Annotated in this window: 27 protein-coding genes; 13 read left to right on the forward strand and 14 right to left on the reverse strand. The window is 62.3% G+C overall.

Annotation, left to right across the window (positions count from 1 at the left end; genetic code table 11):
• Positions 1-119: 119 nt before the first annotated feature.
• Complete coding sequence (locus AB8B20_RS03645; RefSeq protein WP_439071724.1) at positions 120-2,015, reverse strand: TRAP transporter large permease; 1,896 nt, start codon at positions 2,013-2,015, stop codon at positions 120-122.
• A gap of 11 nt (positions 2,016-2,026) precedes the next feature.
• Positions 2,027-3,046, reverse strand: a complete 1,020-nt coding sequence (locus AB8B20_RS03650; RefSeq protein WP_175369049.1) for a TRAP transporter substrate-binding protein — start codon at positions 3,044-3,046, stop codon at positions 2,027-2,029.
• Positions 3,047-3,276: 230 nt separating this feature from the next.
• On the opposite strand from AB8B20_RS03650, the gene AB8B20_RS03655 reads away from it, so the two are divergent.
• Positions 3,277-4,050, forward strand: coding sequence for an SDR family NAD(P)-dependent oxidoreductase (locus AB8B20_RS03655; RefSeq protein ID WP_231080687.1), 774 nt, complete (start codon positions 3,277-3,279; stop codon positions 4,048-4,050).
• A 153-nt stretch (positions 4,051-4,203) separates the two neighbouring features.
• Here AB8B20_RS03655 and AB8B20_RS03660 read toward each other — a convergent pair whose 3' ends face one another.
• The gene (locus AB8B20_RS03660; RefSeq protein WP_439071725.1) at positions 4,204-5,049 is read right to left on the reverse strand and encodes a helix-turn-helix transcriptional regulator; all 846 of its coding nucleotides are present in this window, start codon (positions 5,047-5,049) and stop codon (positions 4,204-4,206) included.
• Between the two features lie 96 nt (positions 5,050-5,145).
• Between AB8B20_RS03660 and AB8B20_RS03665 the strand changes: the two genes are divergently transcribed.
• The gene (locus AB8B20_RS03665; protein ID WP_439071726.1) at positions 5,146-6,036 is read left to right on the forward strand and encodes an SDR family oxidoreductase; all 891 of its coding nucleotides are present in this window, start codon (positions 5,146-5,148) and stop codon (positions 6,034-6,036) included.
• 201 nt (positions 6,037-6,237) lie between these two features.
• On the opposite strand, the gene AB8B20_RS03670 is transcribed toward AB8B20_RS03665, so the two are convergent.
• Positions 6,238-7,524 (reverse strand): serine hydrolase domain-containing protein, encoded by a 1,287-nt coding sequence (locus AB8B20_RS03670; protein WP_439071727.1) that lies wholly within the window; start codon positions 7,522-7,524, stop codon positions 6,238-6,240.
• A gap of 124 nt (positions 7,525-7,648) precedes the next feature.
• Positions 7,649-8,407, reverse strand: a complete 759-nt coding sequence (locus tag AB8B20_RS03675) for a hypothetical protein (RefSeq protein WP_439071728.1) — start codon at positions 8,405-8,407, stop codon at positions 7,649-7,651.
• Between the two features lie 66 nt (positions 8,408-8,473).
• Between AB8B20_RS03675 and nthA the strand changes: the two genes are divergently transcribed.
• Together nthA and nthB are read left to right on the forward strand one after the other, a co-directional pair.
• On the forward strand, positions 8,474-9,100 hold the full coding sequence (gene nthA / locus AB8B20_RS03680; RefSeq protein WP_439071729.1) for a nitrile hydratase subunit alpha: 627 nt from the start codon (positions 8,474-8,476) through the stop codon (positions 9,098-9,100).
• Complete coding sequence (gene nthB, locus AB8B20_RS03685) at positions 9,097-9,756, forward strand: nitrile hydratase subunit beta (protein ID WP_439071730.1); 660 nt, start codon at positions 9,097-9,099, stop codon at positions 9,754-9,756. Before nthA ends, nthB begins: the two co-directional genes overlap by 4 nt.
• Positions 9,757-9,761: 5 nt before the next feature.
• Here nthB and AB8B20_RS03690 read toward each other — a convergent pair whose 3' ends face one another.
• Positions 9,762-10,448, reverse strand: coding sequence for a Crp/Fnr family transcriptional regulator (locus tag AB8B20_RS03690; protein WP_439071731.1), 687 nt, complete (start codon positions 10,446-10,448; stop codon positions 9,762-9,764).
• A gap of 266 nt (positions 10,449-10,714) precedes the next feature.
• On the opposite strand from AB8B20_RS03690, the gene AB8B20_RS03695 reads away from it, so the two are divergent.
• From AB8B20_RS03695 to AB8B20_RS03715, 5 genes are read left to right on the forward strand one after another with little or no spacing between them, the layout of a single operon-like run.
• Complete coding sequence (locus tag AB8B20_RS03695) at positions 10,715-10,912, forward strand: nitrate reductase (protein WP_120289715.1); 198 nt, start codon at positions 10,715-10,717, stop codon at positions 10,910-10,912.
• A 9-nt stretch (positions 10,913-10,921) separates the two neighbouring features.
• Positions 10,922-11,218 (forward strand): chaperone NapD, encoded by a 297-nt coding sequence (locus tag AB8B20_RS03700; RefSeq protein ID WP_120289713.1) that lies wholly within the window; start codon positions 10,922-10,924, stop codon positions 11,216-11,218.
• Positions 11,219-11,230: 12 nt separating this feature from the next.
• Complete coding sequence (gene napA, locus AB8B20_RS03705; RefSeq protein WP_439071732.1) at positions 11,231-13,726, forward strand: periplasmic nitrate reductase subunit alpha; 2,496 nt, start codon at positions 11,231-11,233, stop codon at positions 13,724-13,726.
• Positions 13,699-14,193: a nitrate reductase cytochrome c-type subunit gene (locus AB8B20_RS03710; protein WP_120289709.1), complete on the forward strand. Its 495-nt coding sequence runs from the start codon at positions 13,699-13,701 to the stop codon at positions 14,191-14,193. The genes napA and AB8B20_RS03710 overlap by 28 nt, the downstream gene beginning before the upstream one ends.
• Before the next feature lie 5 nt (positions 14,194-14,198).
• Positions 14,199-14,894 (forward strand): NapC/NirT family cytochrome c, encoded by a 696-nt coding sequence (locus AB8B20_RS03715; protein WP_439071733.1) that lies wholly within the window; start codon positions 14,199-14,201, stop codon positions 14,892-14,894.
• A 37-nt stretch (positions 14,895-14,931) separates the two neighbouring features.
• On the opposite strand, the gene AB8B20_RS03720 is transcribed toward AB8B20_RS03715, so the two are convergent.
• The 4 genes from AB8B20_RS03720 to AB8B20_RS03735 form a co-directional block, all read right to left on the reverse strand.
• Complete coding sequence (locus tag AB8B20_RS03720; protein WP_439071734.1) at positions 14,932-15,909, reverse strand: Bug family tripartite tricarboxylate transporter substrate binding protein; 978 nt, start codon at positions 15,907-15,909, stop codon at positions 14,932-14,934.
• 107 nt (positions 15,910-16,016) lie between these two features.
• On the reverse strand, positions 16,017-16,994 hold the full coding sequence (locus tag AB8B20_RS03725) for a Bug family tripartite tricarboxylate transporter substrate binding protein (protein WP_439071735.1): 978 nt from the start codon (positions 16,992-16,994) through the stop codon (positions 16,017-16,019).
• A 53-nt stretch (positions 16,995-17,047) separates the two neighbouring features.
• Positions 17,048-18,478 (reverse strand): FAD-binding oxidoreductase, encoded by a 1,431-nt coding sequence (locus AB8B20_RS03730; protein ID WP_439071736.1) that lies wholly within the window; start codon positions 18,476-18,478, stop codon positions 17,048-17,050.
• Between the two features lie 13 nt (positions 18,479-18,491).
• Entirely contained in the window at positions 18,492-19,241 is a 750-nt protein-coding gene (locus AB8B20_RS03735; protein WP_439071737.1) for a FadR/GntR family transcriptional regulator, read from the reverse strand.
• Positions 19,242-19,544: 303 nt separating this feature from the next.
• On the opposite strand from AB8B20_RS03735, the gene AB8B20_RS03740 reads away from it, so the two are divergent.
• Both AB8B20_RS03740 and AB8B20_RS03745 read left to right on the forward strand, forming a co-directional pair.
• Complete coding sequence (locus tag AB8B20_RS03740) at positions 19,545-20,309, forward strand: SDR family NAD(P)-dependent oxidoreductase (protein WP_439071738.1); 765 nt, start codon at positions 19,545-19,547, stop codon at positions 20,307-20,309.
• Between the two features lie 92 nt (positions 20,310-20,401).
• Entirely contained in the window at positions 20,402-21,301 is a 900-nt protein-coding gene (locus tag AB8B20_RS03745; protein WP_089264311.1) for a dihydrodipicolinate synthase family protein, read from the forward strand.
• Here AB8B20_RS03745 and queC read toward each other — a convergent pair.
• Positions 21,298-22,014, reverse strand: a complete 717-nt coding sequence (queC, locus tag AB8B20_RS03750; RefSeq protein WP_089264310.1) for a 7-cyano-7-deazaguanine synthase QueC — start codon at positions 22,012-22,014, stop codon at positions 21,298-21,300. The genes AB8B20_RS03745 and queC overlap by 4 nt on opposite strands.
• Positions 22,015-22,133: 119 nt before the next feature.
• Between queC and mazG the strand changes: the two genes are divergently transcribed.
• Both mazG and AB8B20_RS03760 read left to right on the forward strand, forming a co-directional pair.
• Entirely contained in the window at positions 22,134-22,958 is an 825-nt protein-coding gene (mazG, locus tag AB8B20_RS03755; RefSeq protein WP_439071739.1) for a nucleoside triphosphate pyrophosphohydrolase, read from the forward strand.
• A gap of 31 nt (positions 22,959-22,989) precedes the next feature.
• A complete protein-coding gene (locus AB8B20_RS03760; RefSeq protein WP_439071740.1) occupies positions 22,990-23,775 on the forward strand; it encodes a sulfite exporter TauE/SafE family protein in 786 nt (261 codons plus the stop codon).
• A 17-nt stretch (positions 23,776-23,792) separates the two neighbouring features.
• Here AB8B20_RS03760 and hflX read toward each other — a convergent pair whose 3' ends face one another.
• The 3 genes from hflX to AB8B20_RS03775 all read right to left on the reverse strand — a co-directional run bounded on the left by hflX (position 23,793) and on the right by AB8B20_RS03775 (position 26,498).
• Complete coding sequence (gene hflX / locus AB8B20_RS03765; protein ID WP_175369010.1) at positions 23,793-25,184, reverse strand: GTPase HflX; 1,392 nt, start codon at positions 25,182-25,184, stop codon at positions 23,793-23,795.
• Between the two features lie 23 nt (positions 25,185-25,207).
• The gene (gene hfq / locus AB8B20_RS03770) at positions 25,208-25,453 is read right to left on the reverse strand and encodes an RNA chaperone Hfq (protein WP_068731834.1); all 246 of its coding nucleotides are present in this window, start codon (positions 25,451-25,453) and stop codon (positions 25,208-25,210) included.
• 187 nt (positions 25,454-25,640) lie between these two features.
• Positions 25,641-26,498: a D-amino-acid transaminase gene (locus AB8B20_RS03775; protein ID WP_089264306.1), complete on the reverse strand. Its 858-nt coding sequence runs from the start codon at positions 26,496-26,498 to the stop codon at positions 25,641-25,643.
• Positions 26,499-26,515 lie beyond the last annotated feature (17 nt).

Consider the following 26,515-nt stretch of genomic DNA (forward strand, 5'->3'; position numbering starts at 1 on the left):
TGGCCCTCTCGTATTTGGATCAGTGAGTTGTACCGAATATCTCACTTATCAGTTTATCGCAGGAATGATCTTCTAAAATTACATGAGGTCGAGGCTTTAACACGCTGATTTGACGTCACTTAGAGGAATCCGATCGATATCCACGGGAAGATCGCGACGATGATCAGGCCAATCAGCAGCGCCAGAAGATAACCAAGGATCGGCCGGATGCCTTCCGCGGGATCGACACGGCCGATGGCGCAGGCGGCATAGTAGCCCACGCCGAAGGGCGGCGCGAACAGTCCGATGCCCATGGCGAGGATCACGACCATCGCATAGTGGACCTCGTGGACGCCGACCAGCCGCGCGATCGGGAACAGTAGCGGCCCGAACAGCACGATGGCGGGGATGCCTTCAAGTACGCTGCCGAGGATGACAAAGGCCACGATGGAGACCGCGATGAAGGTGGCGCCGCCGCCCGGCAGGCCCGTCATGGCGGCGGCCAGCGAGCGCGAGAAGCCGGACTGGGTCAGGCCCCAGGCCATGCCGGTCGCGGTTCCGATGATCAGCAGGATTGCGCCGGAGAGGCAGGCCGTATCGACCAGCATCGGCTTCAGCCGGTTCCAGTCGAACTGACGATAGATCAACAGGCCCGCCAGCACGGCATAGACGATGCCGATGGTGGAGACCTCCGTGGCGGTCGCCACGCCTTCGACCACGGCAGCGCGGATCACGAAGGGCAGCGCGATGGCCGGCACCGAGATAATGAAGGCCTTGAAGATGTCGCGCCCGGACGCGCGCTTCACATGGCTGAGATCCTCGCCGCGATAGCGCCACCACACCAGCACGCCCAGCGTGATCGCCAGCACGACGCCGGGCAGTAACCCGCCGGTGAACAGCGCCGAGATCGAGACGCCGGTGACCGAGCCGATGGTGATCAGCACCAGGCTCGGCGGAATGGTCTCGGTCTGGGCGCCGGTCGCCGAGAGCAGGGCGACCAGATCGCCCGGCTTGGCGCCGCGCGCCTTCATTTCCGGGAATAGCACCGGCGCCACGGCGGCCATGTCGGCAGCCTTGGAGCCGGAAATGCCGGAGACGAGGTACATGGCGCCGATCAGGACATAATGCAGCCCGCCGCGGACATGGCCGAGCAGGCTGGCGAGGAACGCCACCATGGCGCGGGCCATGCCGGTCATCTCGATCAGCAAGCCCAGGAACACGAACAGCGGCACCGACAGCAGGATGAGATGGCTCATGCCCTCGTCCATGCGGCCGACCAGCACCATCATCGGGGTGTGTGTGGTCAGCGCCATATAGCCGAAGATCGCGAGGCCAAAACCGAAGGCAATGGGCACGCCGGCGAACACACACAGCGCCACGACGCCGACGAAGAAGATGATCAGGTTGAGATTGCCGAGGGTCCGCAGCAGCGGCTCGGCAAGCCAGAACAGGCCGATGATCGCTACCACGGTGCCGAGCGCCGTCAGCACGGTGCGCACCTGACCGTAGCGCACCAGCCGCACCAGCGCGAAGACGATCATCAGCGAGATGCCGACCGGCAGCGCGGCCGCGCGAAAGCTGTTGGCGATCTGCAGTGCCGGCGTGGTGATGTAGCTTTCCTCATAGGCGTATTCGAAGGACGGCGCGACGATCATCAAGAGGAAGGCGAGTGCGGCGCAGGTCCCGACGACGTCGAGAAAGGCCCACATTCGGGGACCGACCGACGCCACCAGCGCGGTCATCCGCATATGCTCGCCGCGCCGGAACGCCACGGCGGAGCCCAGCATCGCCAGCCACAGGAACAGGATCGAGGACAGTTCATCGGACCAGATCAGCGGACGGTGGAAGCCGTAACGGGCGACCACGCCGATGAACAGGATGATCACCTCCGCCACCACCAACAGCGCCGCGGGAATCTCGACCAGATGGCCGAGCGCGCGGTCGATGGAGGTCAGGATGGCGTCGCGGCGGGAGAGGGGCGCCCTCTCCACGCTGGACGCCCCGCTTTCGAGGGCGGAGATGTCATGCACGGCCATAATGGTTCCGATCAGCCGAGCTTGCCGACGGCCTTCTCAAGGATGGCCCAGGCTTCGTCGCCATACTTGCCCTGCCATTCCTTGTAGAAGCCGGCCGACTTCAGCTTGTCGCGGAACGGGCCGGGCTCGAGCTCATTGAAGGCCAGCCCCTTGGATTCCAGTTCGCCGCGCAGATTGGCGTTGAGTTTGGCGACGTCCTCGCGCTCCTTCATGCCGGCGGCATTGATGTTCTTGGCGACGATGTCGCGCAGATCGGCCGGCAGCTTCTCCCAGGCGCGGCGGTTGGCCAGGAACCAGTAGCCGTCCCACATGTGGTTGGTCAGCGAGCAGAACTTCTGCACTTCGTAGAACTTCGCCGTCGAGATGATCGCCAGCGGGTTTTCCTGACCTTCGACGACCTTGGTCTGCATCGCCGAATAGACTTCACTGATATTGATCGACGCGGGCGCACTGTCGAACGCCTTGAACATCGAGGTCCATAGTGGCGACACCGGCACGCGAATCTTGAAGCCCTTCAGGTCATCCGGGCTCTTGATCGGCTTCGTGGACGAGGTGATTTCGCGAAAACCGTTGTCCCAGATCTTGTCCATGACCACGAGATTGGCCTTGGTGATTTCCTTGCGGATATAGGCGCCGAGATCGCCGTCCATGGCCTTCCAGACCGTGTCGTAATTCGGGAAGGCGAAGCCGATGCCGTTGATCGAGGCGGCCGGCACCAAGGTGGCCAGGATCAGGCCGGACAGCGTGAAGAACTCGACGCCGCCGGAGCGGATCTGGCTCAACATGTCGGTGTCGGAGCCGAGCTGGTTGTTGGGGAATACCTGCAGGTCGACCTTGCCGTTGGTCTCGGTCTTGATCGCCGCCGACATCTCACGGGCGCGGATGTTCATCGGATGCGTATCGGGCAGGTTATTCGCGTATTTGTAGACGTATTCGGCCTGCTGCGCGCGCGCGATGAACGGCATGCTGACGCCGCCAAATGCAGTCGCGGCGGCCGATGCCTTCAACAATGTCCGGCGTGAAATCGTCATTTTGTTTCTCCCAACCACTTCTTTGTTTGCCTTTGTGAGGCCCAAGGCCCCTTGCCGTCTGGTCATCATGCCCGGGCTGCCCGGTCAAGCCTTTTCGCCGTGCGACCAAAGGCCAAGGCCCAATAGAGGACGCCCGCGCACGGCTTTTGCACCGCGCGAATTTGTGGGAAGCATCGCGCGACTGAAGCCGCCGGCAGCCAGGACCGGTGGAGGAAACGCAAGGACAGCATATGAATAGGGATCACGGCGTAGCGATCATCACCGGCGGCGCATCGGGAATCGGCTTGGCGATCGCTAAGGCGGCCGTGGGCGAGGGCTGGAAAGTGCTGCTCGCCGACCTCACCCAGCCTGCTCTGGATGCCGCCAAGGCCCAGGTCGACGCCATCAAAGCCGGTGTGACCAAAACCGTTGTCATGGATGTGGCCAATGAAGACGCCGTGATTGCTGGCCTGAAGGACTGCGAAGCCGGTTTCGGCCCGGTGCGCGGTCTGGTGAATTCTGCGGGTATCGGCCGTCAGGTGCCGTTCTTCGAGACCTCGGTGAAACTGTTTCGCGAGATCCTCGACATCAATCTGGTCGGCACCTTTGCCGTTGCCAAGGAAGCTGCGCGGCTGATGAAGGCTCATGGCGGCGGCGCCATCGTCAATGTGGCGTCGGTGTCGGGGCTGCGCGGCAATATCGAGCGCTCGGCCTATGGCGCATCCAAGGGCGGCGTCGTCACGCTGACCCAGGTGATGGCCTGCGAACTGGCGCCATTGAAGATTCGCGTCAACGCCATTGCGCCGGGCCCGTTCGAGACGCCGATGGTGCAGGAGATGCATACGGTGGCGACGCGCGAAGGCTGGATGCAGGTGGTGCCGCAGCGACGTTATGCCGAGCCGGAGGAGGTCGCCGGCGCCGCGATGTTCCTGCTGGATGACAGCAAGTCGAGCTTCGTCACCGGCCACATTCTCAATGTCGATGGCGGCTTCGCCGCGCATGGGTTGCTGCCGAAATATCCGTAGCAAGAAACTCGTCATTCCGGGGCGTGGGCGCCCTTTCGCGCCCGCGAACCCGGAATCCCGACCTAGTGAAAACACATCGAGATTCCGGGCCTTCGTCTAGACCGGCAAGCCGGTCATGACGAATCCCGGAATGACGAGATTGTCGCTACGCACCTAGCCCTTCGCCGCTATCAGCATCTTCATCCGCTCGGCATCTGCAGCCGTCGCCGGCGTATAGACCACCATGCCCAAACTCGGCTGGCCATCGACCGAAAATGTCGAATAGCTCATCGTGAATGGCCCGACGACGGGATGGTTCACATGCTTGCGGCCTTCGCCGTAACTGCCGACATCGTTGTCATGCCACATGGCTGCGAAGTCGGGGCTGATGCGGCAGAGCTCGTCGATCAATGTCTGGGCGCGCTGCGACGCGCCGCTGCGCGTGATGTCGGCGCGAAATGCCGCCACGGCGAAACGTGCATCATTCTCCCAGTCCGGCATCTTGGCGCGGACATTCGGACGACAGAACAGGATGCGCAGGACGTTGCGGTCTTCGGGCGCGATGTTCGGATAGTCGCCAAGCACGGCCAGCGCGGCGCGATTCCAGGCCACGATGTCCCAGGTCGCATTGCGCACGACGGCAGCGCTGAACTCCATCGAATCCAGCACGCGCTGCAGCGTCGGCGTGACGATATCGGACGGCTCGTAGTGGACTTCCGGCAGCCTGTGCTGCGCCAGCAGAAACAGATGCTCGCGCTCGACTGCCGACAATTCCAGCGCGCGTGAAATGCGGTCGAGCACATCGGCCGATGGTGCGCCGCCGCGTCCTTGCTCCAGCCAAGTGTACCAGGTGGCGCTGACATTGGCGCGTTGCGCGACTTCCTCGCGCCGCAGGCCCGGCGTGCGGCGGCGCTCGGACGAAAACCCGAATGCCACGGGATCCAGCCTGGCGCGGCGATCCCTGAGATAAGCGCCCAGCGGATTGGAGCCAGCGCCGGAAGTTGTTTCGGTGACCGTCATGCTCAGCCTGTTAGTCGCCATACCCGTATAACGTCACGGCTTCACGCACTGTACCGCAGGATCGATACATCCGCGCATTCACGAGAGGAATATCACATGCGTGTCTTCGTTACCGGTGCTTCGGGCTTTGTCGGATCTGCGGTCGTTCAGGAATTGATCGGCGCCGGTCATCAGGTGCTCGGTCTCGCGCGCTCGGATGCATCTGCCAAGGCGCTGGCTGACGCTGGTGCCCAGATCCATCGCGGCGATCTGGAAGATCTGGACAGCCTGCGGTCCGGGGCTGCCAATTCAGACGGCGTGATCCATACGGCCTTCATCCACGACTTCTCGAAATTCAAGGAAAACTGCGCGATCGACGCGCGTGCCATCGAGACGCTTGGCGATGTGCTGGCGGGCTCCGAGCGGCCCTTGATCGTAACTTCCGGCATGGCCTTCATCGCGCCCGGACATCTGGCGACCGAAGACATGGGCCCGTCGAGCGCGTCGCCAAGCCCACGTGTATCAGAGCAGGTCGCCGAACGTCTGTCGGCACGCGGCGTGCGTACTTCGTCGGTCCGGCTGCCGCCATCGGTCCATGGCGATGGCGACCATGGCTTCGTGCCGATGCTGATCAATATCGCGCGGGAGAAGGGCGCCTCGGCCTACTTCGGCGACGGTCTCAACCGCTGGCCCGCCGCACATCGGCTGGACGTCGCCCGGCTCTACAGGCTCGTCCTGGAGCACGGTTCCGCCGACATTCGGTATCACGCCAGCGCCGAACAAGGCGTCGCATTCCGTGAGATTGCCGAGGTCATCGGCCGGCACCTGAACCTGCCAGTCGTCTCGAAATCGCCGACTGAAGCCACGGATCACTTCGGCTGGTTCGCAGGCTTCGCGGCCATGGACGCACCGGCGTCCAGCGACTGGACACAACAGCAGCTGGGGTGGCGACCGACGCGGTCAGGATTGATCCCGGACCTCGATCACGTCAGATATTTCGGCGGCTGAGGCCATATGGGCCGCAATGATGTGGGGCCACAAACTGGCTCGAATGGCCGTTAGTTCAAGCGGATATCGCAACAATTTGAGCTAAGTCTCTGGGATCGCTGCGGGATAATATATTCCATAATATACCTTATGCGAATCCGAGATATTGGCGTGTGGTCCCAGTTTCAGTTCTCTTAAAGCCGCACCCCGGCCACGCTCCCGCTACTTCCTGATCGCCTCATAGACCAGCGTCTTCAGGATCGGCTGGATACGGCCGCGCTGAGTTGGCGTCTGCACCATCAGGATCATCACCATGTCCTGATCCGGATAGGTCCAGAAGTAAGTTCCGGCGGCGCCGCCCCAGGCCATCTCGCCGACGAAACCCGGCACGCCGTCTTCGCCGGGTCCGGTGCGGACGCCGAAGCCGAGGCCGTAACCGAAACCGGCGCCGGGATAGTAATAGGCCCAGGGCTTCACATCGCTGGCCGGCGCTACCTGGTTCTGGCGCATCAGCTGAACCGACTCGGGTTTCAGGATTTGGACGCCGTCAAGCGTGCCGCCATTGATCAGCATCTGCAGGAAGCGCGCGTAATCGCCCGTGGTCGAGACGAGGCCGCCTCCTCCGGATTCCCATTTTCGCTTCAGCGTGGGATCGCTGATGGTCTCGTTGCCGATGATGCGGTCAGTTGGCATCGGCTGCGCAATGCGCGGCGCTTTAGCGGGATCGAGCACGTAGTAGCCGGTGTCGGTCATGCCCAGCGGATCGAACAGATACTGCTTCTGAAAATCGTACAGCGACTGGCCCGATGCGATCTCGATGACGCGCCCGAGAAGATCGGTCGAATGGCCGTAGTCCCAGACTGTGGCTGGCTGATAGGCCAGCGGCAGTTTCGCAAGCCGCGCCGTGAAATCGGCATTGTCGAAATCGCCGTCGAACAGGCCTGCGTCGAGATAAAGCTGCGTGATCAGGCCAAGATTGGTGAAGGCCGAACTGATGCCGGACGACTGTCGCATCAGGTCGAGCACGGTGATCGGTTTCTCGGCCGGCGCAAAGTCCAGATAGGGTTTGCCGCTGGCATCCGCGCGTTCGGTCGCGACCTGCGGATGGGCGAAAGACGGAATGAATTTGGCGATGGGATCGTCGAGCCTGAGCTTGCCCTGCTCGACCAAAATCATCGCCGCGACCGATGTCACAGGCTTCGACATCGAATACAGCCGGAAGATCGTGTCCGTCGTCATCGGCGCCATGGTCGCGGGATCGCGGACGCCAAAGCCCTCATAATAGACCGGCTTGCCGCGGTGCTGGATCAACATGATCGCGCCGGCGAGATGGCCTTGGCCGACTTCGCGGTCGAGCATGTCGGAGACGCGGTTCAGGCCGTCCTGGGAAAAGCTGCTGAGATCAGGCTTGTCGGTCAGCAGGCTGGTGCCTGCCAATGCGGGCGTGACCAGCGCTGCGGCGATGGTGAGGACGGACAGGAAGTCGCAAGATCGTCGCAAGATTGACACTGGATTTCCGCAAGCCGGCTTGAACACGGCCGGACGTTAACATCGAGATATTTCAGATGCTTGTCGGAAAATCACGCAATTTGCCGATATCGCGGTTTTACAGCGATCGATGGCCTCATGTGAATCACAAATGCGCGTCGGGTTTGCTCACGCTTCCGGGCGGCGGAAACCGGATCGTGGTGCCCAAGGTGATCCAGTTGGAATTCTCCCCGGTGATGTTGCGGCCATAGATCACATCGACCGAGAAAATGTCGTTGGGCCGATAGCGCACGCCGGTCTGGACGCGCGGCTGGATCACGCTGGCGAATTCGGCGCGGCCCGCCTGCCCGTACAGTTCCACTGTGTATTGCAGCACGTCGGTGAATTTCCAGTCGAAGCCGACGCCATAGGTGAAGTAGTGGCGATCGAGCACGCGATCCCACAGCCAGCCGGCATTGAGATTGATGCGTGTGGTTTCGGAAAAACGATAGGTCGCCGGAATTTCGGCGAACACCGCTGTGTTCTGGCCGGTCACGGCGTCGAATGTGCCGCTGGCCAGCGCCGATACGCCGAATTTTCCGATGCCGGTCGGCTCGAGATTGATCTTCGCTTTCGGCGCCAGTGTGGTGCTGAACTCGCCATCGGAGCGGCTGTGATTGGTGAGCACGCTGAGTTCGACCGGACGCGTAATCTCAACGACACAGGACGGATTGGCCACCGCTGCGAAGTCGCTATTGGTGGCCATCGAATACCAGCTCTCGACCTTGCAGGAGCCGAGGTCCGAGATATCCGCCGCATCGACCGCATAGGCGCCATTGGCCGCCTCCGCATGGCCCGAAGCCACCAGCAGCGCGACCAGAACGAAGCCGAACAGCGTCAGCGCGCGATAACGAGGAGCAGCCATGCTGTAGACCTAGCTGAGTCCCGAAATCCTCGACAGAACAATCGCGCCTCGCTTATCCTGCTTGGCATGAGCGAACACCATCATGACCACGACCACGATCATTCCGAATTGTCGGACACCGAGCTGCGCGTCCGTGCACTCGAGACCATCCTGACCGAGAAAGGCTATATCGATCCGGCGGCGCTGGATGCGATGATCCAGGCCTATGAGACCAAGATCGGGCCGCACAACGGCGCCCTGGTGGTCGCGAAAGCCTGGACCGATCCGGCCTTCAAGGAAGCGCTGCTGGCCGATGGCTCGGCGGCGGTCGGCACCCTCGGCCATGTCAGCCGCACCGGCGATCATCTCGTGGTGGTCGAGAACACGCCCGAGCGCCATAACATGGTCGTATGCACGCTGTGCTCCTGTTACCCTTGGGAAATGCTCGGCTTGCCCCCGGTCTGGTACAAGGCCGCGCCCTACCGCTCCCGCGCCGTCAAGGATCCGCGCGGCGTGCTGGCAGACTTCGGCTTCACAATCCCGAATGACACGGAAATCCGCGTCTGGGACTCGACGGCTGAAACGCGTTTCCTGGTGTTGCCGATGCGTCCTGCAGGCACCGAGGGCTGGAGCGAAGAACAACTGGCCGAACTGGTCACGCGCGACTCCATGATCGGCACCGGTCTCGTCCTGACGCCGGGAGCCCCGTCGTGAACGGCGTCCACGACATGGGCGGCATGGACGGCTTCGGCAAGGTCGAGCCGGAACCGAACGAGCCGATGTTTCATGCCGAGTGGGAATCCCGCGTGCTGGCCATGGTGCGTGCCATGGGCGCGGCAGGCGCCTTCAACATCGACGCCTCGCGCTTCTATCGCGAGACGCTGCCGCCGGAGGTCTATCTCTCCAGCAGCTACTACAAGAAATGGTTTCTCGGCCTTGAGGATATGCTGGTCGAGCGTGGCTTCATCGCTGCAGACGAGGTCAAGGCCGGCCACGCATCCGTGCCGCCGAAGCCGCTGAAGCGCGGCAACTTCACCGTTGATAGTGTCGAGCGCGTGCTGACCCGCGGCTCGTTCACGCGCCCTGCTTCGGCGCCTGCTGCATTCGCGATCGGCGATCGCGTGCGGATGAAGAACATCCATCCGACCACCCATACGCGGCTGCCGCGCTATGTCCGCGGTCATGTCGGCGTGATCGAGCGGATACACGGCGCGCATGTCTATCCCGACACGGCGGCGCATGAGCAGGGCGAAAATCCGCAGTGGCTTTACACCGTCGTGTTCGACGGCGCCGAACTGTGGGGACCCGATGGCGATCCGACGCTGAAAGTGTCGGTCGAGGCGTTCGAGCCATATCTCGACCCGGCGTAACTGCCTCAGTGCGCCCGCACGTCACCCGCCAGGCCCGCGAGTCTGGCGGGATCGATGACCGTCAAGCGGCCGCGACCGGCTTTCAGGATCAGCATCCGGTTCCAGGCCGAAACGGTGCGGCTGACCGTGAACAGCGTGGTGTCGCTGAGTTCGGCCAGTTCCTGGCGCGAGATCCTCAGTTCGATCGGAACGCACTCACCATCCGGATCTCCTTCCCGCACCAGGCGCAGAACGATCCGTGCGATACGTCGATCGGCATTCTCACTCGTTGCCTCGTGAAGACGGCGCAGCAGATGATCGGTTTGCCGTCCGACGATACCGAGGACATTGATCGCGAGCTGCGGGACAACATGCATCAGTCCGCTGAAGCGATCGGCGGACCAGCACAGCAGTTCGGTCGCGACTGTCGCGCGCAGGGTTGTCGGGCGAGAAAAATTGCCGAACATCGATGCGGCTCCGGCGAGATCGCCGCGTCGCATGAATTGCAGCGTTTTCTGCGCGCCATGCGCATCGATCATTGTCTTCTTGAGCTGACCATCGATGACCACAGCGATTATCGCCGGTAGGTCGCCCTGTTGCCAGAGCGAACAACCGCAATCCAGAACGTACTTTCTGCCAGCTTCGATGACGATGCCGCGTGCGCCCTCGTCCAGGCCTGCAAAAAGCGGCGTTTGACCAAACGAATTGCACATCTCACGATCCATTGCTCGCCTTCCGGAACGAGCGATTTCGCCGAGCAGCTGTCGCAATCAAATAAAACTGTCATCAAAGATTCTGATGCGAGCGGCTCTGCACGACGACATCGCGATCAGAACAACGATATCAAATAAATCCTCCGCAGAGTTTGTTGTTTGATCCAGCGCAAAGAAGGTGGGCGCTGCAGCAGGCATATTGCCCTCGCTCTAGGCGAATCTCGCCTCTTCTCCAGGCATATGGCCGCAAACCGAAGGGGGAGCGTATGGTGACGGACCAGAATATTGCTCAGCCTGCAGAGGCTCAAAGACGCAACAGCCGCATGTCGGAGTTGCTCGTCTTTCTCACGATCGTCGTTCTCATCTGGCCCGTCGTCGCGGTGGGCGTGGTCGGCGGTTACGGCTTTCTGGTCTGGATGACCCAGATGATTTTCGGCCCGCCCGGCCCGCCTCTGCTTCACTAGGACTTTCACATGACAGACAAACTCACCAGACGCGCTCTGTTGACCGGCGCGACCGCCGGCGCGTCCGCGCACGACAATGAGCACATCTCCAGCGCCGTCGTGTCGGTGCTTCCGGCCCATATCGACGCGGTATCTGCGCGGTTGTCGAGCCTTCCCGGTGTCGAGATACATCACCGCACGGCCTCCAAACTCGTGGCGGTCCTCGAAGGGCCAGGCAGCGGCGCACTAGGTGCGATGCTCGCAGACATCTCATCGTGGCCGGGCGTGCTCTCGGCCAACATGGTCTTCGAACAGCGTCTCGACTAGGAGAACGACGAAATGCCCCTTTCGCGGCGTGATCTACTCAAGGCTCAGGCAGCAGCCATCGCTGCAGCGGCGGCTGGCATCAACGTTCCGGCGGCCGCTCAGTCGATCGCCGGCGGCGTCGGGTCGCTGTCCATAAAATGGTCGAAGGCGCCGTGCCGGTTCTGCGGCACCGGTTGTGGCGTCATGGTCGGCGTCAAGGACAACAAGGTCGTCGCCACCCATGGCGACACGCTGGCGGAAGTAAACCGCGGCCTGAACTGCATCAAGGGCTACTTCCTCTCCAAGATCATGTACGGCGCCGACCGCCTGACCACGCCCCTCCTCCGCAAGAAGAACGGCGTGTTCGACAAGAACGGCGAACTCACGCCGGTGAGCTGGGACGAAGCATTCGACACCATGGCGCAGCGCGCCAAAGCGACGCTGAAAGAAAAAGGACCGACTGCAATCGGCATGTTCGGATCGGGTCAGTGGACGATCCTCGAAGGTTATGCCGCGACCAAGCTGATGCGCGCGGGTTTCCGCTCCAACAATCTCGATCCCAATGCACGGCATTGCATGGCGTCCGCGGCCGTGGCTTTCATGCGCACCTTCGGCATGGACGAGCCGATGGGATGCTATGATGACTTCGAGGCCGCCGATGCCTTCGTGCTGTGGGGCTCGAACATGGCCGAGATGCATCCGATCCTGTGGACGCGCCTCACCGATCGCCGCCTTGGTCATCCGCATGTGAAAGTCGCGGTGCTCTCGACCTTCACGCATCGCAGCTCTGACCTTGCCGACATCCCGATCGTGTTCAAGCCGGGCACTGATCTGGCCATTCTCAACTTCATCGCCAACCACATTATCTCGACTGGTCGCGTGAACACCGAATTCGTCAACAACCATACGACGTTCGTGAAGGGCACGACGGACATCGGCTACGGGTTGCGTCCCGAACATCCGCTGGAGAAGAAAGCCAAGGGCGCAGCCACGGCCGCAGCGACGACGCCAATCGATTTCGCGGCCTACGCCGAATTCGTGAAGGACTATTCGCTCGAGAAGGTGTCGAAGCTGACCGCTGTCGAGCCCGGCTTTCTGCTGGAGCTCGCCGAGCTCTATGCCGATCCGAAGCGCAAGGTGATGTCGCTCTGGACCATGGGTTTCAACCAGCACGTCCGCGGCGTCTGGGCCAACCAGCTCGTCTACAACATCCATCTGCTGACTGGCAAAATCTCCGAGCCCGGCAACTCGCCGTTCTCGCTGACGGGCCAGCCATCGGCCTGCGGCACGGCGCGCGAGGTCGGCACCTTCGCGCACCGCCTCCCCGCCGACATGGTGGTAACCAACCCGGAGCACCGCAAGCACGCTGAAGAAATCTGGCGCGTGCCGCATGGCCTCCTGCCCGACAAGATCGGTTATCACGCCGTCGAGCAGGACCGCATGCTGCATGACGGCAAGCTGAACTTCTACTGGGTTCAGGTGAACAACAATGTGCAGGCGGCGCCCAACAGTTCGGGTGAGACATATCCGGGCTATCGCAACCCCGCCAACTTCATCGTCGTATCGGATGCCTATCCGACGGTGACGGCGATGTCCGCCGATTGCGTGTTGCCGGCGGCGATGTGGGTCGAGAAGGAAGGCGCCTACGGCAATGCCGAACGACGCACCCATGTCTGGCGCCAGCTGGTCGATGCGCCCGGCCAGGCGCGCTCGGATCTCTGGCAGCTGATGGAGTTCTCCAAGCGGTTCACGACGGACGAGGTGTGGCCCGCCGACCTCCTCGACGCCAATCCGAACTACAAGGGCAAGACGCTGTTCGATGTGCTGTATCGCAACGGCGAGGTCGACAAATTTCCCGTCGGCGAAATCCCCGCTGACTATGGAAACCACGAGTCCAAGGACTTCGGTTTCTATGTGCAGAAGGGGCTGTTCGAGGAATATGCCACGTTCGGCCGCGGCCATGGCCACGACCTTGCGCCCTGGGACGCCTATCACGAGGTGCGCGGCCTTCGCTGGCCGGTGGTCAATGGCAAGGAGACCAAGTGGCGCTACCGCGAAGGTCTCGATCCCTACGTGAAGCCGGGCAAGAAGATCGAATTCTACGGCAACCCGGATGGACGCGCGCGCATCATCGCGGTGCCCTATGAGCCGCCGGCCGAGTCGCCCGATGCTGAGTTCGATCTCTGGCTGGTGACCGGCCGTGTGCTGGAGCACTGGCACTCCGGTTCGATGACCATGCGCGTCCCTGAACTCTACAAGGCGTTTCCCGGCGCGCGCTGCTTCATGCATGCCGAAGACGCGCGCGCACGCGGCTTGAACCAGGGCGCCGAAATCCGGCTGATGTCGCGGCGCGGTGAGATCCGCACGCGCGTCGATACGACCGGACGTAACCGCATGCCCCGCGGCGTGGTGTTCGTGCCGTGGTTCGATGCCAGCCAGTTGATCAACAAGGTCACGCTGGATGCAACCGACCCGATCTCCAAACAGGCGGACTTCAAGAAATGCGCGGTCAAGATCGTTTCCGTTTAAGTGCGATGAAGACGGTCATCGCGGCAATCATCGCCGGCACCATGGTGCTGGTGTCCGGTGCGATCTATGCGCAGTCTGTCCAGACAACGCCACGGATCGTGCCGCGCGTCACCGGCGCAGCGCAGCCGATGGGCGACGTTCCTGCGCCGCCCTTCCCGCGGCCCGTCACCGACGACAAGCGCGTGATGCGGAACTATCCGGAGCAGCCGCCGGTCATTCCGCATTCGATCGAAAACTATCAGCTCACGCTGCGGGCCAATCGCTGTCTTGAATGCCATCGCCGCGAATATACCGAAGGCTCCGGTGCGCCGATGATCAGCATTACGCATTTCATGGATCGCGATGGCCAGATGCTCGCCGATGTGACACCGCGACGCTATTTCTGCACGGCCTGCCACGTGCCGCAAACCGATGCGCGTCCGCTGGTGCCGAACACCTTCACCGACATGAAGGCATCCGGCAGGTGAGCGCCATGAAGTGGTTGATATCCAAGTTTCTGTGGTTCTGGCGCATCGCCAGCCGACCGGCCACGCATATCAGTCTCGGCGTGCTGGCGCTGGGCGGCTTCCTCGGTGGCGTGATCTTCTGGGGCGGTTTCAATACGGCGCTGGAAGTCACCAATACCGAGAAATTCTGCACCGGCTGTCATGAGATGCGTGACAACGTGTATCAGGAGCTGCAGCGAACGCCGCATTTCGCCAATCGATCCGGCGTGCGTGCCACCTGTCCGGATTGCCATGTGCCGCATAACTGGACCGACAAGATCGCGCGCAAGATGCAGGCGTCGAAGGAAGTGTGGGGCAAGATTTTCGGCACGATCTCGACGCGCGAGAAGTTCCTCGACATGCGTCTGGAGCTTGCCAAACATGAATGGGCGCGCCTGAAGGCCAATGACTCGCTGGAGTGCCGCAACTGCCACTCGGCGATCGCAATGGATTTCACCAAACAGGCGCCCCGCGCGGCGGCGATCCATGCCAAGTTCCTCGTCACCGGCGAGCGTACCTGTATCGACTGCCACAAAGGCATCGCGCATGAATTGCCTGACATGACCGGGATCGAGCCCGGCTGGAGCGCCCCGGCCGAACTTCGCGACCGCCATAGCCACCATGCGCCGGATGCGGATCGGTTGTCGCGCTATCTGGCATCGGTGAAGGAGACGCAGCCGTAGGGTGGATGGGCGAAGCTGATCGACCCTACGGCACAGCTCAGTTCATCGTGATGTCGGCCTTCTCGATCACGCCCTTCCAGCGCTGCGTCTCGCTGGCGATGTATTTGGCGAACTCGTCCGGCGGGACCGCCACGGCGACGGCCCCGAGTTCGGACATCTTCTTCTTCGTCTCGGGCAACTGCATGAATTCGCGGATCGAGACTGACAGCTTGTCGGTGATGGCTTTCGGCGTTCCGGCCGGTGCCATGAAGCCGTGCCAGGCGACGGCTTCAAAACCCGGCAGGAATTCAGACACCGCGGGCAGGTTCGGATCGAACTCGGCGCGTTTCGGCGAGGCCGTCGCCAGCATCGCGAGCTTGCCGGCTGCCGCATGCGGCAGCAGCAGTGGCACGTTGTCGAAGGCGATATCGATCTGGCCGCTGAGAAGATCGGTCACCATCTGGCTCGAGCCCTTATAGGGTACGTGAACCATCTTGGTGCCGGTCATCTGCTGGAACAGTTCGCCGGCAAGATGCTGCGTGGTACCGACGCCGGCCGAGCCGAATGTCACCTTGTCGGGATTGGCTTTGATATAGGCGATCAGGTCCGGCACCGTACGCGCCGCGATCCTTGTCGGGTTCACCACCAGCACATTCGGCACCATGCTGATCTGCGCGATCGGCACGAGATCCTTTTCGGGATTGTAGGACAGTTTTGCGCCATACAGCGTCGGATTGATCGACAGTGCCGAGGTGCTGGCAAGGCCGATCGTGTAGCCATCGGGCGCCGCGCGCGCGACGCGGGTGACGCCGATGATGCTGCCGGCGCCGCCGACATTCTCGATGATGACCGTGGCGCCCATTTTCTTCTGCAGATGCTCCGACACCATGCGCGCAAAGATATCGGCCGTGCCGCCGGCGGCGAACGGAACGATGCTGGTGATCGGGCGGCTCGGATAATTCGCGTCCTGGGCCGTCGCTTGCGTGAGCGTGCCGAGCGTCAGGCAGACAGCCATCAGGATTGACCGAAGTCTCATTGAACATTCCTCCATGTATTTTTCTATTTTGATTGTCGGCGTCCTTTGGCGGACGCTCGAAACTGAGGTGGTGACGAACGTGACGTCGTCACCACCCGCGCGGTCGGCTAGTTCATCGTGACGTTGGCCTTCTCCATCACACTCTTCCAGCGCTGTGTTTCGCTGGCGATGTATTTGGTGAACTCGTCCTGCGGGATCGCCACGGCGACTGCGCCGAGTTCAGCCATCTTCTTCTTCGTTTCCGGCAGGCTCATGAATTCGCGGATTTCGGCCGAGAGCTTGTCGACGATCGGCTTCGGTGTCGCTGCGGGTGCGATGAAACCGTGCCAGGCGACAGCCTCGAAGCCCGGGAGGAATTCGGCGACGGCCGGCACATTTGCATCGAACTCGGCGCGCTTCGGCGTTGCCGTGGCGAGCATCGCCAGCTTGCCACCGGCCACATGCGGCAGCAGCAGCGGGACATTGTCGAAGGCGATATCGATCTGACCTGATATCAGGTCGGTGACCATCTGGCTCGAGCCCTTATAGGGCACATGGACCATCTTAGTGCCAGTCATCTGCTGGAACAACTCGCCGGCAAGATGCTGCGACGTGCCCGGTCCGGCCGAGCCGAATGTCACCTTGTCTGGATTGGCCTTCATGTATTCGATCAACTCCGGCACCGTGCGGGCCTTGATGCGATCGGGATTCACCACCAGCACGTTAGGCACGATGCTCACTTGCGCGAAGGCCACCAGGTCCTTCTCCGGCTGGAACTGAAGCTTGCTGCCATAGAGCGAGGGCGCGATCGCCAGCGGCGATGTGCTGGCGAGGCCGATCGTGTAGCCATCAGGCTGCGCCTTGGCGACACGGTTGACGCCGATATTGCCGCCGGCGCCGCCCATATTTTCGACCAGCACGGTGGCGCCGAGCTTCTTCTGCAGGTTCTCCGACACCATGCGCGCGATGATGTCCACGGTGCCGCCGGCCGCGAAGGGCACGACGATGGTGATCGGCTTGGTGGGGTATTTCGCATCTTGCGCGCTCGCCTGCCCGACGGCGCCCACGGCGACGCAGGCCGCCATCAGGATGGATTTGATCTTCATGCGTGTTCCTCTTCTCGAATGAGTGTTCTGATGAATGCTTGCGGCCGCCTCGCCTATTGCGCAGGCAGCACTTTTCCGGGATTCATGATGTCGTTCGGATCGAGCATCTGCTTGACACTGCACAGCAGCCGCAACTCGGTCGGCTTGGTGACGCGCGCGAGCCGCTCGCGATTGGCGATGCCGATGCCGTGCTCCGCACTGATGCTGCCGCCGAGCGCGACGGTCTCTTCATCGACGATGGTGTTGATGCCGCGGATCGTGTCCTGGATCTCATCCTTCTGGTTCTGCTCCAGCCCCGGAATGATTGCGAGGATGTGGATGTTGCCGTCGCCGATATGGCCGTGCATCACGATACGTGCATCAGGCCGATAGGCAGCGATGCGCTTCTCCACCTGCGTGACGAACGTTGCCTGCTGCGACAAGGGCACGGCGCTGTCATGCGAGATGACGTAACCGGCCTTCTTGCTACCTTCCGACACGCTGTGTCGGATCTTCCAGAACGCCGCAGCCTGGGTCTCGCTGGAGGCCACCAGCGCATCGGTAACCAGCTCGCGCTCATAGGCGTTACTGAGCAACGCTTCGAGCGCTGCATTCAGATCGACCGACACCAGCGTGTCGACGAGCTCGATCAGTACGTACCAGGGCGTATCCAGCTCGAACGGGATGTTCACCAGCGGCAGGTTCTCGGCGATCACCTCGATCTGGCCGCGCGACATCACCTCGAAGGCCCCGATGCGGTCACCGAGTTCGGTACGTGCCTGCGCGAGCAGGTCGAGCACCGCATCGATGCTGTTCAGCTTGGCGAAGGACACCGCCCTCGCCCGTGGCTTCGGAAACAGCTTCAGCACTGCGCCAGTGATGATGCCGAGCGTGCCTTCGGCGCCGATGAAGAGCTGCTTGGTGTCAAAGCCCGTGGAGTCCTTGCGCAGCGCCGTCATGCCGTCAAGGATCTCGCCATCGGGCAGAACGACTTCGAGGCCGAGCGCGAGTTCGCGTGTGGTGCCATAGCGCAGCACGGCGGTGCCGCCGGCATTGGTGGAGAGATTGCCGCCGATCTGGCACGAACCTTCAGCGCCGAGGCTGAGCGGAAACAGGCGGTCGATATCGTCGGCCGCTTTCTGGATGTCGGCAAGGATGCAGCCGGCATCGACGGCGATGGAGTCGCCGAGGCGGCTGACGCTGCGGATCTTGTTGAGGCGATCGAGACGCAACACGATCGTGGTGCGGTCGGCGAGCGGCGTGGCCGCGCCGCACATGCCGGTGTTGCCGCCCTGGGGTACGATGGCGATGCCGGCGGCCGCGCAGGCCTTCACGATGGATGAGACTTCCTGCGTCGAGCCAGGCTTCACGACGGCCAGCGCCTTGCCGTGATAGCGGCCGCGCCAGTCGACCACATAGGGTTCGAAATCGCCGCCGGGACCGATCAGGTGTCGGTCGCCGACGATGCCAGCCAGCGTTGCAAGAAATGCGGTATGGTCAGTCAATTCACTCTCCCCGTCACCGGAACGAGAGGTCGAGCAGACGGCCTTCGAACAGGCGGTCGCGCGACGTTTCGAGATGGAGACGCATGGCCGTGCGCGCTGCCTCGGCATCGCGGTCACGGATCGCTTCAAAAATACTGCTGTGTTCCTCGAACACCTGCTCGAGGCCGGGCCGCGGCCCCATCAGCGACAGGCCGTGCAGCTTCATGCCGACAGCGACATGGTCCTTGAGGGCGTTCAGCGAGGTCGCGAAATAGTGGTTGTTGGTCGCCTCGGAGACAGCGAGATGGAAGGCGTAGTCGGCGTCTTCGCGATGCTTGCGCTTCTTGGTCGCCTCGCGCAGCAGGCCGAGCGCGGCTTCCATCTTGCCGAGATTGTCGTCGCTGCGTCGGAGCGCTGCAAAATGCGCGGCATCGGCTTCCATGGTGATGCGGAATTCGAAGCAACGCTGGATGTCCGCGATGGTCTCCACCCGTGCGAATCCGAGCGGCTGTTGTTGCGCGCGGACCTGCACAAAACTGCCCGCACCTTGTCGAGACGTGATCAGGCCATCCTCGCGCAACCGGCCGAGGGCTTCGCGCAGCACCGGGCGGGAGACGTCGAACATATCGGAAAGTTCATGCTCGCCGGGCAGCTTCTGGTCCGGCGCGTAGTCGCCATTGGCGATGCGCTGCGCGAGTTCGCCATAGACCTTGTCGACGAGCGAACCAGCGGCACCGCGCGGACGCGGCGCTTCAGGCAATTCAGAGGGATCAATCGGCTTCATGATCAGTCAAACCGCGGCTCACAGGGATGGCGGCGGAGGTTTCGTGTGACAGCCCGATCGCCCGGGAGCGCCGTCGCATGGAAACACTTCCTCGCCCAAAAATTTCGGCGACCATGGGAGGCGGCGGCAAACTTGTCAACATGTCAATGTCGCGCAGATGGATTGTGATGGTTATATATCGTTGATATATAAAGGTTAAATCTTATGGCTGATCAAATACCGTGCTGCGTCGCACAAATTCTGGCAACTTGTCAGGTTGCTGAAATCGTGGTCGAACGCTCGCTCAATCGGAAAGGACCAGGCGTGACCAACGGACTGAACGGCAAGGCTATCGTGATCATCGGCGCAAGCTCCGGCATCGGCGCTGCCGTGGCGAAGAAATTCGGCGCCCTCGGTGCCAAGCTGATCGTGCACTACAACGGCAATCCGGAAGGCGCCGAGGAAGTGGTCGCGAATATCCGCGCGAGTGGTGGCACCGCCGACCTTGTGCGCGGCGACGTGTCGGAGCGCGCTGAGGCCACGCGCGTGATCGACGAAGCCCATGCCAAGCTCGGCCGCATCGACGTGCTGATCAACAATGCCGGTGCCATGTTCGGCCGCACCTCGATCGCCAATGCCACCGACGAACAGTATGACGTCGTGGTCGATCTCAATATCGGTTCGGTGTTTTTCGCCTGCCGCAAGGCAGCGAAGATCATGGAGACGCAGCGTTCAGGCTCGATCATCAACACGACGTCGGTTGCGGCCCGCAATGGCGGTAGCGGCGGCGCCGGCCTCTATGGTTCGGCCAAGGGTTTTGTCTCGACCATCACGCGTGTGCTGGCGAAGGAACTGGCTCCGTTCAACGTGCGCGCCAATGCGGTGGCGCCGGGCGTGATTATGACGCCGTTCCACCAGCGCTATTCGACCGCGGAGCAGCTCGAAGGCGCCCGCCAGGGCATTCCGCTGGGCCGGATAGGCACGCCCGAGGATTGCGTCGGCGCCTATCAGTTCCTCGCCGACGAGACCATGAGCAGCTACATCACCGGTCAGGTCATCGAGGTGAATGGCGGCCAGATCATGCCGTAATGTATTTACCTCTCCCCGCAAGCAGGGAGAGGTAAAAAAACAAGCGCTTCGTTAGAAGAACTCCTGCAACACGCACCCGAAAGAGCACAACGATGACAGCTCCCTTCCCGACCGGCGTCTACTGCGCCGCGACCACCCCCTTCAACGCCGACCTGTCGGTGGATCAGGGCCTGTTCACCTCCCACTGCCAGCGTCTGCTCGATGACGGCTGCACCGGCATCGCCATGCTCGGCACGACAGGCGAAGCCAATTCGCTGTCATCGCGCGAGCGCATGGCGCTGCTGGAAGCCGTGGTGAAATCCGGGATCGCGCCGTCGAAGCTGCTGCCGGGCACCGGTGTTGCGTCGATCATGGAAACGGTTGAACTCACAAAGCACGCTGTCGCCAGTGGCGTCGGGGCCGTCGTGATGCTGCCGCCGTTCTACTACAAGGGCGTGTCCGATGATGGCATCGTCGATGCCTATACGGCTGTGATCGAGCGCGTCGCCGATCCGCGCCTGCGCGTCGTGCTCTATCACATCCCGCAGATGTCGGCGGTGCCGATCTCGCTCGACGTCATCGATCGGTTACGCAAGCGCTTCCCGGAAATCGTGGTCGGCATTAAGGATTCCGCGGGCGAGTTCGCCAATATGAGCGCCATCGTCGACCGCTTCCCGGGTTTCTCGGTACTGGTCGGCGCCGATCCCCTGATGTTGAAGCTGCTGCCGATGGGCGGCGCCGGCTGCATCACGGCGACCTCCAACCTCGTGAGCCGCGAGCTCGCCACGGTGTTCAATGGTTACAAAGATCCGGCCAAGGCGGCCGAAGTTGCGACTGCGCAGGAGCGTATCGTCGCGGCGCGCAATGCGGTGTCCAGCTATGCGCAGCTTCCCTCGCTCAAGGTGCTGCTGGCGAAGCGCGACAACAATGACAATTGGCTCCGGGTGCGTCCGCCGCTGACGGGCCTCAGCGCTACTGAAGCGGCCAAGGTCCGCGAGTCGCTGTCCGTCTAGACAGCCGTGGCTGCGAACGCGCGCCAGCCTTTGGCGCGTAGTTCGCAGGCCGGGCATTTGCCGCAGCCATAGCCCCAGTCGTGTAATGCGCCGCGCTCACCGAGATAGCAGGTGTGCGAGTGTTCGCGGATCAGGTCGACGAGGCCCTGCCCGCCGAGCTCATGCGCCAGCGCCCAGGTCGCCGCCTTGTCGCGCCACATCAGCGGCGTGTGCAGCGTGAAATTCTTGGCCATGCCGAGATTGAGCGCCTGCTGCAGCGCCTTGATGGTGTCGTCGCGACAATCGGGATAGCCGGAGTAATCCGTCTCGCACATGCCGCCGATGATGTGGGTGATGCCGCGTCGATAGGCCAGCGCTGCCGCGAATGTCAGGAACACCAGATTGCGGCCGGGCACAAACGTATTGGGCAGGCCGTCGGCACCCATCTCGATGGCGACGTCACGCGTCAGCGCGGTGTCGGAAATGTCGCTCAGCGTCGGGATGTCCAGCGTGTGGCTGTCACCGAGTTTCGTGGCCCAATCAGCATTCAAGGCTTTCACGCCGGCCAGCAGCTTGTCGCGGCTGTCGAGTTCGATGGCGTGGCGCTGGCCGTAAGCGAAGCCGAGCATCTCGACGCGCTTGAAGCGCGCCAGCGCCCAGGCCAGACAGGTTGCGGAATCCTGGCCGCCGGAGAACAGCACCAGCGCGGTTTGATCGGGGAAAGTGTCGCTCATCGGCTGCAGATAGCACTCTGCAGCCCTGTGTGAAAGACAGGCAAAACCGGGCATTTCCGCTGGGCCACGCCGCCGTCCTGCGGCATAGCAAAGGTTCCTGCTGTGAACCGTGGTGCCTCATGACCCCTTCCCGCGATATCGTCGGCCTGATCGAGATCATGGCCCAGTTGCGCACGCCCGTGACGGGGTGCCCATGGGATCTGGAGCAGGATTTCGCGAGTATCGCGCCCTATACGATCGAGGAGGCCTACGAGGTCGCCGATGCCATCGCCCGGCACGATCTCCACGACCTCTGCGACGAACTCGGCGATCTCCTGCTGCAGGTGGTGTTCCACGCCCGGATGGCCGAAGAGCAGAACGCATTCGCGTTCGGCGACGTCGTGGAGGCAATCACCCGCAAGATGATCCGCCGGCATCCGCATGTGTTTCCCGGCAAGGATGGCAAGATCGCACCGACGGATGTGAAGGGGACGTGGGGGCGTATCAAGGCCGAGGAAAAGGCTGAACGCGCCGCCCGGCGCGGCGTTGAGGCCACGCCGCCCTCCTCGTTCCTGGCCAGCGTCAAGGCCGGGCAACCCGCGTTGAGCCAGGCCATGGAGCTGCAAACAAAAGCCTCCAGCGTCGGCTTCGACTGGAATGATCCGCGTGCCGTACTGGCGAAAATCCGCGAGGAAGCCGACGAGATCGAAGCCGCACTCGATCGCGGCGACCAGAGCGAAGTAGCGGCCGAGACCGGCGACTTGATGTTCGCGCTGGTCAATCTGGCGCGCCATGTGGACGCCGATCCCGAACTCGCACTACGCGGCACCAACGTGAAGTTCGAGCGACGTTTTGGCTATATCGAACAGGCGCTGGCGGCGAAGGGACTGACCCTGCAGGAGGCGTCGCTCGAAGAGATGGATGCGCTGTGGAATGAGGCGAAGGGTAACGAAATCGCGGATTGAATGACTCGCAACCGCTAGGGAACAACCGACGATGACACTGACTGACGTCCTCGGCGGTCTTCTGGCGGGCGGTGTCGGCGGCATGGCGTCCGGCTTGCTCGGTATTACCAGTGGCGGAATCCTCGTCCCGCTGCTGGTGCTCCTGCTTGGCAAAGATCAGCACGTCGCCCAGGGCGTTTCTCTCGTCGTGCAGGTCGTGCCCACCAGTCTTTGCGGCGTCCGCAACTATCAACGCAGCGGCCATCACGTGCCGCCGCGCTGGCTTGCCTGGCTGGCCATCGGATTTGCAGTGGGCGGGTGCGTTGGCGCCTTGCTCGCAACAACCGTTTCTGCTCGCGCGCTGCAATGGACTTTTGTCGGCTATCTGCTGGTTCTCGAAGTGATCGTCATCCGTCGGCCGTCACATCCCAAGCTCGAAGGCACTGCAGACGAAGCGAAAGAGGTGCCGTTACGCGGGTCAGCGCTCGTCGCCATCGGCGCGGTCGCGGGCTGGTCGTCGGGATTTCTGGGGATCGGCGGCGGGCTTGCGATCACCGCCTTGATGACGGGCCTGCTGAAGGTGTCCCAGCATCAATCCCAGGCCCTTAGCCTTGCCGTCACGGCACTGCCCGTCACTTTACCGGCCGCCCTGCTCTATGTGCGGCAGGGCACAGAGCTGCCGTGGCTCACGATTGCAAGTCTGATCATTGGGCTGTGGATCGGTACCGGTCTTGGATCACGGCTGGCGAATCGCATAAGTCAGAGAGCTTTGCGGATGACACTCATCGCTGTCATCGCCGGCATGGCAGTGTTCATGGCGTTTAAAGCTGCCACCTGAACAACAACGGAGTTTCGTCAGGCACTCAGATCCACGACCGGATGCAGCACTGCACTGAACCGACTCATGACGATATCGCGTTTGGTCTCATCGACACGCACCACCATGTCGAAATGGCCGTCGTGCAGTTCTTTCACCAGTACTTCCGCATTGCGATGCAGCCAGCTCACGCCGGCGCCGTCCGCAGCATCAATCGACAGATCCAGCGTGATGCGGCTGGCGGCGAGCCGTGTTTCGATGGCAGCGAGCAGATCGTCGATGCCCTCGCCGGTTTCGGCTGAGACCATGAAGCACGGCTTGTCCAGCGGCCGCCGCGCCGCGATATTGGCGAGGTTCTCGCGCTCCTCCGGAGGGAAACGATCGATCTTGTTCCAAACTTCGAGAATGCGCGCTGTTGCATCGGTATCGATGCCGAGCTTGCGCAGCACGTTGTCGACGTCGCTTTGCTGCGCTTCCGCATCCTCATGCGAGATGTCGCGGACATGGAGAATGATGTCGGCTTCCAGTACCTCTTCCAGCGTCGCGCGAAACGCGGCTACGAGCTGGGTCGGCAGGTTGGAGATGAAGCCCACCGTGTCCGACAGCATGGCCTTGCCGCCATGCGGCAGCGTCAGCGCGCGCAGCGTCGGATCGAGGGTCGCGAACAACATGTCCTCGGCCTGCACGTCGGCGCGCGTCAGCCGGTTGAACAGCGTCGACTTGCCGGCATTGGTGTAACCGACCAGCGCAACAACGCGATACGGCACGCGCTGGCGGCCGGCGCGATGCAGGCGCCGCGTTGCCTGGACCTTCTTCAGATCGGCTTCGAGCCGCGCGATGCGGTCGCCGATCATGCGGCGATCCGCCTCGATCTGGGTTTCGCCGGGGCCGCCCATAAAGCCAAAGCCGCCGCGCTGGCGCTCCAGATGGGTCCATGAACGGACCAGACGGCTGCGTTGATAATTGAGATGCGCAAGCTCGACCTGCAGCGTGCCTTCCTTGGTCTTGGCACGTCGGCCGAAGATTTCAAGGATGAGACCGGTGCGGTCGAGCACCTTGGCCTTCAGTTCCTTTTCGAGATTGCGCTGCTGGATCGGCGACAGCGCGCAATCCATCACCACGATGCCGATCTCGTTCGCCGCGATCAGGCCGGCGATCTCCTCGACCTTGCCCTTGCCGAGATAGGTGGCCGGGCGGATCTGGCTCAGCGGCGCGGCGACGGCCTCGACCACGGTGAGGTCGATGGCGCGTGCGAGACCAACCGCCTCTTCGAGCCGGGCTTCCGTATCGCGGACATGAGAATAGGCTTGCGCGTCGGCGTCGCCCCGCCGTTCGCGCAGGTAAGGACCGACCACGAGAACGCGGCCGGTCGATTCGCTGCTGGCCGAGGGTCGGTCGGCAGCATTGCCTTCGAAGCTACGAAATTCCAATCAAGCGTCTCTCAGGAGTTCGCTCAAGCCGGATCCTCGCCACCCTCAAAAAGCTGAATCGGTGCGCCCGGCATGATGGTCGAGATCGCATGCTTATACACCAGCTGCGAGTGTCCGTCGCGCCGGAGCAGAAGACAGAAATTATCGAACCAGGTGACAATGCCCTGCAATTTGACGCCGTTCACCAGAAAGATCGTGAGCGGAGTCTTGGTCTTGCGTACGTGGTTGAGGAAGGTGTCCTGTAGATTTTGTGCGCGGTCTGCCGCCATTTTTTTTAATCCCGCAGTCTGTTTTGTTGCTTTTTTTGAACCCGGCGCAGCCCTCTCCGGGGCCTTACCAAGCTGCCGCACTTTCCCCTGAGATCCCCCTCCGGGAGCGCGACGACGTGATTAGACGGCAGGCGCGCTTTTTAGGCAAGCCGGAACGCGGAATTGGTGCCTAAAAGCCCGGCAAATTTTATGAAATCGCTGCGAATTTATGGAATTCCTGCCTCAGGCGCGTCGCGATACCACCAGGCTTGCCGTCACCGATCGGTTTGCCGTCGATATTGATGACCGGCATCACGATCTGACTCGCCGACGAGACGAAGGCTTCCGCGGCGTCATAAGCCTCTGCCGGTGTGAAGTTCCGCTCTTCCAGCTTGAGCTGCATCGAAGCCAGAACCTCGATCAGTACGGCGCGGGTGATGCCTGCGAGAATGCCTGACGCGGCCGTACGCGTCACCACCTTGCCGTCCTTGGTGACGATCCAGGCGTTGCACGACGCGCCCTCGGTGACGAAACCATCGGCGTCGACATACCAGGCTTCATAGGCGCCCTTGTCGCGCGCTTCCTGGCGCGCCAGCACATTGGGCAGCAGACCGACAGTCTTGATGTCGACGCGCGGCCAGCGATTCTCGGCCGTGGTGATGACCTTCACGCCCTTGGCAGCAGTCGCCTGGTTCTTGGCGAAGTTGAGCGATTTCGCCGTCACGACCACACTTGGCTTCACGTCCGGCGACGGAAATCCGTGATCGCGATGGGCGACGCCACGGCTGATCTGCAGATAGACGATGCCGTAATTGATGCGGTTGCGACGAATGACTTCCTGCATCACCACCTTGAGCGATGTCAGCGGCATGGCCTCGGCGATGCGCAGCTCCCGCAACGAGCGCTGCATGCGCGCAATATGACGGGGAAAATCGACCATCTTGCCACCGATGATCTCGCAAACCTCGTAAATGCCATCGGCGAACTGATAGCCGCGGTCCTCAACGTTCACGGCGGCATCGCGCAGGTTGACGTATTGACCATTCACATAGGCGATGCGCGACATGTTCGTTCCGAGGCTTG

This window comes from Tardiphaga sp. 866_E4_N1_4, assembly GCF_052076075.1.
GTDB lineage: Bacteria > Pseudomonadota > Alphaproteobacteria > Rhizobiales > Xanthobacteraceae > Tardiphaga > Tardiphaga robiniae.

Bases quoted from the DNA above. Each gene is read 5' to 3' on its own strand.
- AB8B20_RS03760 (WP_439071740.1), top strand. From the start codon at position 22,990: ATGACACTGACTGACGTCCTCGGCGGTCTTCTGGCGGGCGGTGTCGGC.
- AB8B20_RS03700 (WP_120289713.1), top strand. From the start codon at position 10,922: ATGACAGACAAACTCACCAGACGCGCTCTGTTGACCGGCGCGACCGCC.
- AB8B20_RS03725 (WP_439071735.1), bottom strand. From the start codon at position 16,994: ATGAAGATCAAATCCATCCTGATGGCGGCCTGCGTCGCCGTGGGCGCC.
- AB8B20_RS03745 (WP_089264311.1), top strand. From the start codon at position 20,402: ATGACAGCTCCCTTCCCGACCGGCGTCTACTGCGCCGCGACCACCCCC.
- nthA (WP_439071729.1), top strand. From the start codon at position 8,474: ATGAGCGAACACCATCATGACCACGACCACGATCATTCCGAATTGTCG.
- AB8B20_RS03655 (WP_231080687.1), top strand. From the start codon at position 3,277: ATGAATAGGGATCACGGCGTAGCGATCATCACCGGCGGCGCATCGGGA.
- napA (WP_439071732.1), top strand. From the start codon at position 11,231: ATGCCCCTTTCGCGGCGTGATCTACTCAAGGCTCAGGCAGCAGCCATC.
- AB8B20_RS03720 (WP_439071734.1), bottom strand. From the start codon at position 15,909: ATGAGACTTCGGTCAATCCTGATGGCTGTCTGCCTGACGCTCGGCACG.
- AB8B20_RS03675 (WP_439071728.1), bottom strand. From the start codon at position 8,407: ATGGCTGCTCCTCGTTATCGCGCGCTGACGCTGTTCGGCTTCGTTCTG.
- mazG (WP_439071739.1), top strand. From the start codon at position 22,134: ATGACCCCTTCCCGCGATATCGTCGGCCTGATCGAGATCATGGCCCAG.
- AB8B20_RS03715 (WP_439071733.1), top strand. From the start codon at position 14,199: ATGAAGTGGTTGATATCCAAGTTTCTGTGGTTCTGGCGCATCGCCAGC.
- hfq (WP_068731834.1), bottom strand. From the start codon at position 25,453: ATGGCGGCAGACCGCGCACAAAATCTACAGGACACCTTCCTCAACCAC.
- AB8B20_RS03710 (WP_120289709.1), top strand. From the start codon at position 13,699: ATGCGCGGTCAAGATCGTTTCCGTTTAAGTGCGATGAAGACGGTCATC.
- AB8B20_RS03665 (WP_439071726.1), top strand. From the start codon at position 5,146: ATGCGTGTCTTCGTTACCGGTGCTTCGGGCTTTGTCGGATCTGCGGTC.
- AB8B20_RS03645 (WP_439071724.1), bottom strand. From the start codon at position 2,015: ATGGCCGTGCATGACATCTCCGCCCTCGAAAGCGGGGCGTCCAGCGTG.
- AB8B20_RS03650 (WP_175369049.1), bottom strand. From the start codon at position 3,046: ATGACGATTTCACGCCGGACATTGTTGAAGGCATCGGCCGCCGCGACT.
- AB8B20_RS03735 (WP_439071737.1), bottom strand. From the start codon at position 19,241: ATGAAGCCGATTGATCCCTCTGAATTGCCTGAAGCGCCGCGTCCGCGC.
- AB8B20_RS03690 (WP_439071731.1), bottom strand. From the start codon at position 10,448: ATGTGCAATTCGTTTGGTCAAACGCCGCTTTTTGCAGGCCTGGACGAG.
- AB8B20_RS03660 (WP_439071725.1), bottom strand. From the start codon at position 5,049: ATGACGGTCACCGAAACAACTTCCGGCGCTGGCTCCAATCCGCTGGGC.
- AB8B20_RS03695 (WP_120289715.1), top strand. From the start codon at position 10,715: ATGGTGACGGACCAGAATATTGCTCAGCCTGCAGAGGCTCAAAGACGC.
- AB8B20_RS03775 (WP_089264306.1), bottom strand. From the start codon at position 26,498: ATGTCGCGCATCGCCTATGTGAATGGTCAATACGTCAACCTGCGCGAT.
- queC (WP_089264310.1), bottom strand. From the start codon at position 22,014: ATGAGCGACACTTTCCCCGATCAAACCGCGCTGGTGCTGTTCTCCGGC.